Source organism: Klebsiella sp. GG_Kp146, from assembly GCF_040061975.1.
Taxonomy (GTDB): Bacteria; Pseudomonadota; Gammaproteobacteria; order Enterobacterales; family Enterobacteriaceae; genus Klebsiella; species Klebsiella quasipneumoniae.
The window spans coordinates 17,717-29,406 of the sequence record NZ_JBEAHA010000020.1 but is presented as its reverse complement, the minus strand read 5'-3'; the positions used below and the strand labels follow the sequence as shown (position 1 = coordinate 29,406).

At 46.0% G+C, this 11,690-nt stretch carries 6 protein-coding genes; all 6 read right to left on the bottom strand.

The window, feature by feature from the left end:
* Window positions 1-3: 3 nt before the first annotated feature.
* Window positions 4-1,803, bottom strand: coding sequence for a DUF262 domain-containing protein (locus ABLU95_RS19580; protein ID WP_117259787.1), 1,800 nt, complete (start codon window positions 1,801-1,803; stop codon window positions 4-6).
* Window positions 1,800-5,264 carry an N-6 DNA methylase gene (locus ABLU95_RS19575; protein WP_117259786.1) on the bottom strand — a complete coding sequence of 1,155 codons (3,465 nt, stop codon included), beginning with the start codon at window positions 5,262-5,264 and terminating at the stop codon, window positions 1,800-1,802. The genes ABLU95_RS19580 and ABLU95_RS19575 overlap by 4 nt, the downstream gene beginning before the upstream one ends.
* A gap of 95 nt (window positions 5,265-5,359) precedes the next feature.
* Window positions 5,360-8,833 carry a BREX system P-loop protein BrxC gene (gene brxC / locus ABLU95_RS19570; protein ID WP_348880232.1) on the bottom strand — a complete coding sequence of 1,158 codons (3,474 nt, stop codon included), beginning with the start codon at window positions 8,831-8,833 and terminating at the stop codon, window positions 5,360-5,362.
* A gap of 14 nt (window positions 8,834-8,847) precedes the next feature.
* The gene (locus ABLU95_RS19565) at window positions 8,848-9,390 is read right to left on the bottom strand and encodes a BREX protein BrxB domain-containing protein (protein WP_045345931.1); all 543 of its coding nucleotides are present in this window, start codon (window positions 9,388-9,390) and stop codon (window positions 8,848-8,850) included.
* 4 nt (window positions 9,391-9,394) lie between these two features.
* The gene (locus ABLU95_RS19560; protein ID WP_317391281.1) at window positions 9,395-10,156 is read right to left on the bottom strand and encodes a hypothetical protein; all 762 of its coding nucleotides are present in this window, start codon (window positions 10,154-10,156) and stop codon (window positions 9,395-9,397) included.
* Window positions 10,157-10,281: 125 nt separating this feature from the next.
* Window positions 10,282-11,541, bottom strand: coding sequence for an integrase arm-type DNA-binding domain-containing protein (locus ABLU95_RS19555; protein WP_348880230.1), 1,260 nt, complete (start codon window positions 11,539-11,541; stop codon window positions 10,282-10,284).
* Window positions 11,542-11,690: the final 149 nt, after the last annotated feature.

Below are 11,690 nucleotides of genomic sequence, written 5' to 3'. Positions count from 1 at the left end.
TCGTTATCTCCCGACGACACCCGGTAAACTAAACAGAATTAGTGCCTTATCTACCATCGCGGTTGTTCTTTGCTCAATTTGCACTATTGACCAAGTCTCAGTAATAGCCAGCTCCTGATTTAGATACAAACCATTGTTGTAGCCTACAGGACGTTTATCCCGGGTCGTACGATCGCGTTTTTCCAAAAAACACTTATTCCCTAAAGAACTGTTGTATCCCGAGATAGTCAAGTTACCGAGTTTATGCACATGGCTTTGACGATATTGCTCCGCCAACGTTTTATCGCCATCCGCTATCATATCTACCCAAGAATCAGGGATGTTTAATCCTTGTGGGAAAACATGCTCAATGGTCCACACATATTGCTTGCCTTCCACTGCCCATAGGTCTACTTGGTTCTCCTTGGTCATCATGCTTTCTTCAAGAGCACACAGGATAAAGCGGCAGACCCAGCTATTTTCTTCGTATAGACCGCCACTAAGCGCTTGGCGGAAATGCTCATCAGAGGTACTGACAGACCCTAGGGTATTAGCAATCGCACTGACAACCTGCTCACCGTGGCAGCTTTGCAGAATTTCAGTTAACTCCATAAATATGCGGTTTAAATCCCGAGTAGCAGGCACATCAGTAGTGTTCCTACGGACAAAGAAGTTGATCAGCAAAGTGACCACTTTTTCAATATGCTCAATGCTCAATGCTAAGTTCTGTCGTCTGGCAAACAACATTAGCAATAAGAGATAAGAAGGAGCGCCTTGAATTCTATCCAGACTTTTAAGCAGTTTTGTTAGTTTAGGTTCATCCGGAACTTCGCAATTCCCTACAATCTGCGCATACCAGTCAGAATGACTGCGCATAGCTTGTAGGAATTGATGCGGATCATGAGCAATCAATTTTTCGAAAATTTGTATAAGATTAGATTTCGTCGCTACTGGTACATTGACGATATCTTTTAACTCAGGCTTGAACGCATTGTAGTACTGACGGAAAAAACGCTCTTGTACCCCATAATCATCCCCCAGGGCTTCCATCACTTTGGTCCAGCTGATAAAAGACTTATCAATACTGCCCGGCTCAATCTGTTCGATCTTCGCCAGTAGCTTGTTTTTCATTAAATCAATCGCGGTAAGAGGCACACCGCGATTGTTAAGTGACTCAAACAGGGTGTAAGCATCTGAATGACTTGCCACCTCTATTTTTACCAGAGTAGATGCATTGACTTTATCAAGTAGCGCATTCAGTGCCTGCAATGGGGTTTCGCTCTCACTGACATACTGTTCAATACGCATTAAAAAATGTCGATAGGCACGAAATACCCGACGATTACCTGCATTGGAAACCCACTCAGCTTCTTTAAGAATGCCTGCCTCTTTCAACACCGCCAGGTAATCCTGCTGGTTGGCATTTTGCACCTGAGGTACTAATCGGGGCTGGTCCGCATTCTTTTTCAGCACCAATTTATGCTTCAGGTTATACAGCTCTATCTGCTGTTCCATCTCAAGTTCAATGCCTAACTGGTTGTAGCTTGCATAAATGGCAGCTAACAATAATGACAATGTGGTCATTCGCTGTTGGCCATCCACTAACTCTAACTGCTGCAGAGCCAGCGTATCTGTACTTTGGTTGATACAGATAATCGATCCCAAGTAGTAATTAAGGTCGTTTTCTAATAGATCCTCAAACAAGGCATCCCATTGCCATTTACCCCAGGTGTACTCCCGTTGGTAACGTGGGATGGCATATACCACCCCTGCTTCAATATCCAACAAGGTTGACACCGGATAGTTAAATACTGATTTAATCATCCGTGATTTTCCTTATTTGCATGTTCGTCTCTGGCACCTTGTTTATCTGCAAGACTGATATGGTGGTCATTGATACGCGCCCCCTCTTTTTCACCATACTGCAGGCCCAGATAATACCAGGGGGCCGATTCAACGTCGTTGCCGCGATCTTTACCCCACTTAATATTGGGCTTAGTGCGTAAAACACCGGCCCCCTTCTTATCCACATCCCGTGCCTGCATAAACGGACGAATATTAAGGCGCACACCATCATTTAAGTCCGGGTTCCAGCCCATAGGCTGTTCGTGTAACGGTTTCCAGCGCACAAAAATGTCGAGACCACTCTTGCCGGTGATGGCATCTCCTTTAAGGATGGCTTCCAGCGAGTCTTTGAGGTTTTTAGCCGCCATCAAACGACTTTCTGCACCATCAATGCCTTCTTTGAAACCGTGCTCCTGAGTACGGATCCAGTCCCCAAGATAGGTATAAATCAGGCGTTCCAAACCCTGGTAATTGAGCTTATGGTAGTTGACCAGTACTGAGAATCCATCTTTAAGACCATCCCAGATTTGCCAGATAAACGGGCGGTGCTGGAAGAGTTTGCAATGTTGTTCAAAGAATTTATCCCGCAGCCAGGTTTCAAGGCTCTTACTACCAACACTGGCAAGCAGATCACTAAGAACACTGGATGACCAGTCCTCTTCGTAGGCAGCCTGCAGCATGGCCTCCAGGCGAGAAGCGGCGGCTTTTTCCCCGCGAAGTGCTGGCAGGCAGACTATACCATCATCATCCACGAGTTTAAGCAGTTCATCAGATTTACCAAGCCAGTAAAGCATCTCATCAGCCAGCTCCATTTTGTCATCCAGCTCTGCTGGCCACCGGTAACCCAAAAGGCGAGCAACCGCAACTTGTAGTACTGTCTCGTCGGTTCGCTTATCAGCGATAGCAGTCCATTTTTTTTCTTCATCCCAGATAACAGAGCCACAGGGATGGCCGTGGTAAATCCACTGAGTAGGGTCATTGGTGTAGGGTTTAGGAAGACCATTGGGATATTTCTGTTTTGCTACTATTGACCAGTGTTCAAACTCAAACGGAACTTTTACTAAGGTCGCATTAGTTACATTTAATTTCTGATCAATTAAACGTACTTCTTTATTATAATCAAGGCTAGAGCAGTAACACCAAAGTGCAGCAAGCACATTATTATTTTTGGGTAACAGAACTCCAATATTCGAGTCAAACTTGTTACCAATATAGAGTGCTGCAGGAAGCTCTCTCATTTGGCTAATTGCCACCCCCCATCGACCCCATGCAGAATTCCCTCTTTGATCAGAATCGTGAAGCCTGTCTCTACGATATTCAGCAGGTAAACGCATATGGCCATTTGTATCATCATACTCAATAACCTTATCAAGCCCCCCAAAGTGAATGAACGTTGAAACGGTACTTTGCTGATATACGAAATCCTCTCCTTTACAATTAAACTCCCAAAATTGGCGCTGAAATCGCGGGGAATCCCCATTTAGAATACCTGCCAACCCTTTTGCATCGTCCCTTAACAGAGAAGAAGCAGATGATTCCGCTAAAATAATCACACAATCCGGATTATCCAATTGCTTTAATTGTTCAACAGTTTGTAAAACCTCTTCAAGCAACTTCCCTGCTTTTTCTGACACAGTTTTTGGTGCGGATACATCGACACTATGCAGCAAAGCTCCATTAATTGCTGTTCCCTTAGTGAGAATAATCAAAATCGCCTGAACCACCTCACCTGAAATAGTTTCAAACGCCCTTGGCCCCAAACGAGCTATCAGATTCCAAGTCTCTTCTGTTAGCAACTTTTCTCTGAACCTCTTGTAGCTCGTCAGGAAAAGCCAGTTCTGCGGTAAGACGATTGTTGAAGTACCGCCGATTGGGGTGAAACCTGTACAGCGCTCCAAGAACACCGTAGCCAAGTCGGCTTTTGCTTCAGGAAAATAGTTCTCACAAAACTCTTTAAGCGCCTCGCACTGTTTACCACGTGCCAGATAAGGCACGTTAGTAGCTACCAGGTTATACCTTTCTGACAATAGTTTTGCTGTCATTGCTAAGCCCTGAGCTGTTACTTGGGCTGTTTTTGCTTCATCATCTGTTGCAACTTTCGCATCCAGGAGAACCTGCCAGGGGGAGGCTTTGCCTTCAGTTTTTCCTTCGTAATAAGCCGTATTGACGTCAATCAGGCTGCCCAGCACCGGAGCATCTTTGAAGGTTCGGGTAAACCAATTAAGTGCCTCGCTGATATCCGGATTGTGTTTAGCAAGTGCCAGCCATTCTTGGGTAGCTGCGCTGACATCCAGCCCTGAGCAGGCAATATTTAGTGCCGGGAGGGTACGGTAACCTCCGGCATTGGGATATCGCCAAGCCTCCAGCGCCAGCGCAAAGGCAGCAATCTCCACACAGCGGCTGTCAAGTTCAAGGCCATGAAGGTTATCAGCAAGCACCTTATCTACAGCGCTTCTGGCATCAAGTCCTTCAAGCTGCATACGCATTGGCACCAGCATCAGGAATAATGCAACCAGAAAATGCCCTGAACCACAGCACGGATCCAGCGTTTTCAGTGCACGAACTTCCTGTGGCCAGCCATCAAACCAGCCGCCGGCGGCTTGCCACAACTCACCCTGCTCATCGCTGGTTTTAACAAAACGCAGATACTCCAGCGGCACACCCTCGATAGCGGCAGCCTGACGCAAGCTTTTCTCATCACTGGCCGAGCGTAAATCCGCATCCGTCAGCTGTTTTTTCGCCCACCACGCCCCCAGGCTGTTATCCAGCAGGAAACTCACCATATAAGGTTCGGTAAACAGCTGTGTGACCGGGCTTAACTCATCCGCACCAATCGGAATACCCGCCGCATTTACTTCGTCTTTACGTTTGCTTTGCCAGAACTGGTAACACCATCCCAGGCTATCCTGGGCCTGAAACACCGCACCAGGAAGTGTCAGAATCAAATCCTCTAATTCACGAATGCGGTCGACGGGAATTTGCAGCTCAAATATGGGGGAATCGACCCTAAATACCTGAGGCAGCATTCTCTGAGCAAGCTTGCCGGCCAGTTCCCAGCCATCTTTACAACCTTCTTCTTCAGCATATTCCTGACAGTCGCTCAACGTGACAGCAAGATATTTATCCAGCATTAGCAGATTGTTTTGCTCCAAAAACCGGGCAAACAACATACGATGCCAGTGCTCATAGCTAACCTCCGCCCGCAGGCGTTCAGTTCCCTGCACACCATTAGACTGCAGCTTGTCTCCCAACTGACGGGCATGGGCTCGCAGGCGGTTACGCAGCTTACGCTCATTATCATTCAGGTATGCCGGAGCTTCCGCCGTCTCCACCCCTAAACGTATTAATGCTTCTGATGCAGCTTTTTCTATCAGTTCTCGGGCCCTGACAACGACTTTTTCCAGTTGATTTCTAAGCGTTTTATCCAGTGACTTTCGCATGTAGTACTCTTAAATTGAGGTTACTTCTAATTTTGCATATAGACTCACACCTGAAGCCCAGACAAGGTTGTCTGAACTTCAGGTGTGATGAGTGGTTATTTCAACGATGCAGGACGATTTTCAGTTAAAGCGGACATAACTTCTTGTCTAACTTTTGCCAACCAGGAATCGAGCTCAGCCTCTGTTTCAATGACTGATTTTGGTAAAAGTACGATTTTTGCTTTAGGCACTAACATATCAACCGCATCCTGCCGCATACGGCTAAAACGACCTGCCAAAGCAGACGTTTTATCACTCCACTGTTCTAACGAGGTATTTTCAATACAATCGAGCACTCTGTCGTTATCAGATAACGGTGACATTTCCAGGTTATCCAGATGATGCTTTGTCAGCAATCGCTCCTGCTGCTCTGTAGAAAGCTGGCTCCAGATTGCATCTTCATGCAATTCCTTTAGACACTCGTTATATTCAGTTTGAAAATCTTCGTACTTTTTCAAAATCGCAACGCGAATTTTTTCAATTACCTGCTTCAGCAACGGCTGTACTGGATCAGGATCGGCTAACAGACTTCGGTTTTGCTCAATCGCATGCACCTCGTTCATGAGCTCGTCAAAACCAACTAAATTTTGGCAATACTTAAGCGCCGATTTTAGTTCGCCCCAGCGAGCTTGTCTGACGAACACTTTTTCAGCAAGCCCTTTCCAACTCTCCACTTCATCGATAATATCGCGATGTCGTTCGAAAGCAGCCATTAGCTGTTCATTACCAGAAAGCCTTTCAACTTCAACAAGTAATTCTGCTTTTGGTGGTAATGGTAATGGGGCGTCGCCTCCCGCTTTACGAGCCAATTGCTTGGCGGTTTCTATCGCATCTCTTAATTTGGATTGCTCTTCACCATTGGTGCAGTTCAAACCAATCGCATGGATCAAACTTCGAATGCCTGCCAACTGCCGCGGCGTCAAGCTAACGGTTTCAGGCCGAAAGTTGGTTTGAGAGACTTTGCTGCGCTCCAAACTTTTCGCATCGACTGATTTTTCCTGAGAGTCGCTTGCTTTCAATACACCAGCAGCCAACATGGTAAAAAGAGCGCCGTCAACGGTATCTTTCGGCCAGCCGAAAGGAGCAGACATAAAGTTTTCTCGTATCTCTCCCCCAGTTTTTGCAACACCGATATAGCGTTTAATGGCGACACAGACAGGGTGCTTTTCCACTTCATCATTATGGCCTACAGCTTCCAGAGCATTGGCATCAGCGAATTTACTTGCACGCTCAAATACCTTATCCCAACCTCTTTGATCTGCTTGCTTAAACTCTGTATAGAGCCGTTCACATGCTTTCTTACCTGCATTCTGGAACTGCTCAACTAGCGTGTCACCAAGTACTTCGCTCCCACCAGCCATTTGTACCTGGATACCATCAATAATTTCTTTAAGGATCAGTTTCTTGGTGCGCTCAGCTTCATACTTCCGGTGCTCCATTGCAGCGCGAGCGTCTTTACCCGCATCCGTAGAGGGTATCCCACTCACTTCCAGAGTTGTTTCCGCCGCTTTAAAATCGACAATTGCGCTCAGTAGCTCATTACGGCGAATGGATGGAACATGAATGAAAATAGTGGCGTCATCAGGGTTCGCACTACGCACTGCATCCTCGAAAGCTTTTTCTTTACATTCAAGTACATGAGCATAGAGATTTTTTTTAGCATCGGCAGGAAGATCCTGATCGAAACACACGTTGATCTTACGGGGTTCGTTACTGACCCCTTGATTCACGCTACCAAACCCTAGGGCAGTGTTAACACGGTTTTTTATTTCGAGGCTGCGGAACGTTTCTAAACGCTGTGGGTTACCGCGTAGATCATTTTGTTGTTGTTTGAAAGTATCATGCCACTGCTGGCTTTCAAGCGTTTGCAACCTGTATTCAACACCTGCACTAGTATTCATTGGCAGTAAGTCGCCGTCATCAACCAGTTGTTGAATTAAATGTGGCAATTTTGCTCTCAGTTCATGCTTACCATCACTTAAATGTTCCAGAAGCAAATCAGCGAGGAAAGCTTCCGTTGAGGCAATACCGTGATTGATATCTGTTGGTAGTTTACTAATGAGTAGTATCAACGAAAGCACTCTACCCTGGAGGACTTCATCTTCGTCCCCAGCCTTGAAGCGAGCTATCTTTTCGTAGATCTCTTTGCCAATAACACCCGTTTGTAGCAGGTTGATTGCAATTTGTTCATAGATAAAATCGGCAGGGACAACTGAACCCAACGGTTTAAGCGCCGTAGATTTTGTGGCCTCATGCACTACACGTAACTGATTTCGTAGTTGGGATCCGGTTCCGGTTTTATCCAGCGCAGGAAGGACTCGCTCCCAGAAACGACGACGCACTGGCAGTAACGGATAGTCTGCAACCATCCATTTTTCATCGTCTTTATGAGCTTCAATAACAGAACCACTCATATGACGATTAATCTCACCGAGGTTATGATGTACCACGGATTCGATCTCAGCTCTGGCAGTTTCTTTCTTCTGGAGAATAACTTTCCGGATTACCGCATCGACATCAGTATCCTCAAGCTGAACAGAAATCTGGAAACGCCCCATAAGGCGTTGCAGGTTTTGCAACCCGGATAAGGCACTTTGCCCTGTGGCGACGAAAAGCAATTTCGACTTAAGTGCGCCAGCTTTACAGCATGTTTCAACGGTCTCTTGCACAAGATGAGCACGATCTGGATCATCAGCGATATACTGCTGAACCTCGTCAAGAACAACCAAAGTTAAGGGCATTTCGCCTTCATTTGACAATGCATCAACAATCGACTGAACCATTTCCGTATTTGATACATCATCAACAATTTTATATTGCGCACGCAGCATATCTCGTACTTCTTTAGCATCACTTCCAAGAGATGGTAAAGCATGTAACAGCGCATTCGCCATGACTGGTGAAACATGGAGATTGCGCAGTTCTTTCTTCCAAAGGTCTTCGCCTTCTTTACCTTTGGCATGCTGTTGGATGTAAGCTTTTACTTGCTCAAGCACCCCTTCAGATCTTAACCAAAGTTCAAATTGGGCAAGATGATATTGCTCAGACAACCCAGCTGATTTGAAAATGATCGCCAACAAGGCTAATCGAACTTTGTCTTCTGCTCCCGCCCCCAAAGTTCCTGACGCGGCATGAAGTCCTCCCAGTCGACTTCCCAATGTTGAAAGTTCGTCAAAATATTGTCGTACATCATCGGGTAACTCAACCAATGAGCGAGCATCTGCTCCGCTCTCCATTTTCTGATTCACCCAAAGGGTTCTGAGCATTTTAGCTAGATGCGATTTCCCAGAACCGAAAAAGCCTGAAATCCAAACTGCAGGTTGTTCACCAGAACTTTTAACATTTCGTAAGTAGTTGCTAAGAATATCAGCCATGCCTTTGGCATAAGCCCCGCTACAGACAAACGTCCGCAGCTCATAATCTAATGTTTCAAGAGCCCCTTTGGAGAGATCATCTTTTACCTCAGCCACACCGTTGTTGGCCAATTTGCTTTCCAGAGGGTCAAGTTTATAAATTTCGCGGTTTAGCATTTTTCTTTACCTAGTTAAGCTATGGTGATCGCAGTGGCTTGATATCCCCAGCCATCTTTGGCATCGAGCAGTTTGTAGTTATTCTCATGATATTCTCCGGGGAAAAATACCACCAAGCGTCCCTGTACTTGAGTCGTTAAAGATTTAACTAAAGCGGAGACTGATACAAAGCCGAACATGGTCCCACATCCCATAAGAGCCACTACAGATTCAGGTGTTTGGTGCGCATTAATCTGCTCATGGAGTTTCGACACAAGCTCTTCAGCAAAATAGTCATAGCTTCCTTCCAGATACTCTGGATCTTCGAAATAAGCCTCTTTGTAGTCCTGTCTGGCCATCCAGTAGGGGAACTCATTGGTCAAGTCCAACAACAGCCATGGGTGCTCGCTTTCGATGCATGCATGCTCAAATTCAGTCATGCGAGCACGAAGCTTAAGCTCATCCTCTTTGTCATATACGACAAAGATAGCTTTCTCTTCAGCTGAGATATTGTTACCCCATGGCACACTGATGTGACTGGAAAAACTTTTCAGTAATTTTGACAATCTGTCAGACATCACGTTATTCCTTAACTAGGAGATTCAGAGGTGCAAAAGACACTTCAACGACCTCACTGGCTTGTTTGAAATTAATCAGGCCGCGCAAAGTTGCTCTATATGCAAGCTCGTACAAAGTTGTTTCATCAACTGGTAATAGTTTCATCCAAAAGCTATCAAACAAACGTTTACCTGAAAGCCCCTGGAAGTGCCCAAGAAGTAGAGCAAAAACCACGTTCACATACGTTACTTTTGGGTCAGTACGTTGTTTTTTAACCTTACCCGAAAGATAACCTGATTGAGTCCATGTGCCACTAATGTTTCGAGCAAATGACTGAAGTGATGCCTGACTAAATCGATCTGGATCGTCTTTTGCTAAGTGTTCTTCCATAACGCTTCTGGGTAAGATTTGCCCAGGCTTAAGTGCCGTAATGACCCCAACAGATTCTCGAAGTAGTGGATCTCTTGCAATAGCCAATTGCAGTGCGAGTAGAGGCTGAGCTTCTTCAGATAGCTCCCAAAGTTGACGAAAAAATTTGAACAAAGGTATGTGCGGAGACATCCCATAAAGACCAACCATGTGCCGATAAGTTAGTTTCCTGGCACTAGAACTGGGTTTATGAAGAATATTGTCATCCACAATGCTTACCCTATATTCTTCTTGTAAGGTGTTGTCAGGCCGTGCCTGGAGCAATATCTTCAATTCTTCGATCATCATGCAACGCGCTGCATGAGGTCCATTTTTTCCAAACTTGAATCCATACTGAACTAACTGCTCATGGTTCATCAGGATACCTCCTCAAATCCGAGTACTAAAAGCCATTTTTGATAAAAAAACTGCTTTCGTTCTGCTTTAGCACTCAAGTATATTGTTCATAAACATGTAAAGCCATTATCTGCAACTATCTTGATTTAACTGAGTAAATGGTTACCAAATTCGAATGGGCTAACCCTACTTTCACGATTTCTATCCAGATAATCCGCCCACCACTGTAACATCCACCTACGCTCCCCAAGATGCTCCGCCTTATGGATGTAAGCTGCCCGAACAGAGCTACGCTCCTGATGGCTCATCTGCCGCTCTACAGCATCCCTCGACCACAATCCCGATTCAATCAAAGAACTACACGCCATAGTCCTGAAGCCATGTCCACATACTTCCGTTTTCGTGTCATAACCCATCACTCGCAGAGCCTTGTTAATCGTATTCTCACTCATCGGCTTACGCGGATCGTGATCGCCCACAAAGATCAGCTCTCGGTTTCCATTCATGTTTTTGATTTTTTCCAAAATAGCTAAGGCTTGCCGCGACAAAGGAACAAGATGAGGCGTCCGCATCTTTGAACCACGCTGAGAATGTTTAACACCGTCCAACGGTTCACGCTCACCGGGGATCGTCCACATAGCCGTTTCAAAATCGACTTCTGACCAGCGGGCAAAACGCAGCTCGCTTGAGCGGATAAAAACTAACAAGGTAAGTTCGACAGCAAGTCGGGTTAATGGTCTTCCGGAATAGTGATCGATGCGGTGAAGCAATTCAGGAATGCGATTAAGTTCCAGAGCAGCACGATGCTGTCTTTTCGCCGTAGCAACCGCACCAGCAATCTCCTGCGCGGGGTTGTAGTCGATTAAGCCGCTCTGTACGGCAAAGCGCATAATCGCGGTAGTCCGCTGCTGTAAACGGGCGGCGACTTCAAGACGTCCGGATGATTCCACAGCCTTAATGGGTACAAGCAAATCTCGTGTCTTCAGTTCCGCAATGTTCCGCTTACCGATAGCAGCAAAGAGATTATCTTCAAGGCTTTTCAAAACACGGGCACTGTGCGATGTAGACCACTTCTGATTGCTGGCATGCCAGTCTCTGGCAACCACTTCAAAAGTTATCGCCTCTTGCTCCTGCTCTACCTTAACGGCTTTCTTGTTCTCACAGGGATCAACGCCATTAGCTAACAGCTTACGGGCTTCGTCCCGGCGCGCCCTGGCATCCGCCAGCGAAACCTCAGGGTATTTCCCAAGCGCAAGCATCTTCTCCTTACCGCCAAAACGATAACGTAGCCGCCAGTATTTGGAGCCGTTAGGGTGAACCAGCAATACCATGCCGTCGCCATCAGTAAGTTTATAAGCTTTTGCTTCAGGCTTAGCCGAACGAACCTTCACATCACTCAGAGCCATGATGAGTATCCTTTCAAGGGTTCTGCGTGGGTACAAACATTATCGAACCGGGATATACCCGCAGATGTACCCGCATCAGTTAGTTGATGTAGATTGAATCAGGTTGACTTAGGTTGAGTGAAAAAGCGAGGAAAGCCTTGCGGATACTG

Bases quoted from the DNA above. Each gene is read 5' to 3' on its own strand.
- ABLU95_RS19580 (WP_117259787.1), bottom strand. From the start codon at position 1,803: ATGATTAAATCAGTATTTAACTATCCGGTGTCAACCTTGTTGGATATT.
- ABLU95_RS19575 (WP_117259786.1), bottom strand. From the start codon at position 5,264: ATGCGAAAGTCACTGGATAAAACGCTTAGAAATCAACTGGAAAAAGTC.
- brxC (WP_348880232.1), bottom strand. From the start codon at position 8,833: ATGCTAAACCGCGAAATTTATAAACTTGACCCTCTGGAAAGCAAATTG.
- ABLU95_RS19565 (WP_045345931.1), bottom strand. From the start codon at position 9,390: ATGTCTGACAGATTGTCAAAATTACTGAAAAGTTTTTCCAGTCACATC.
- ABLU95_RS19560 (WP_317391281.1), bottom strand. From the start codon at position 10,156: ATGAACCATGAGCAGTTAGTTCAGTATGGATTCAAGTTTGGAAAAAAT.
- ABLU95_RS19555 (WP_348880230.1), bottom strand. From the start codon at position 11,541: ATGGCTCTGAGTGATGTGAAGGTTCGTTCGGCTAAGCCTGAAGCAAAA.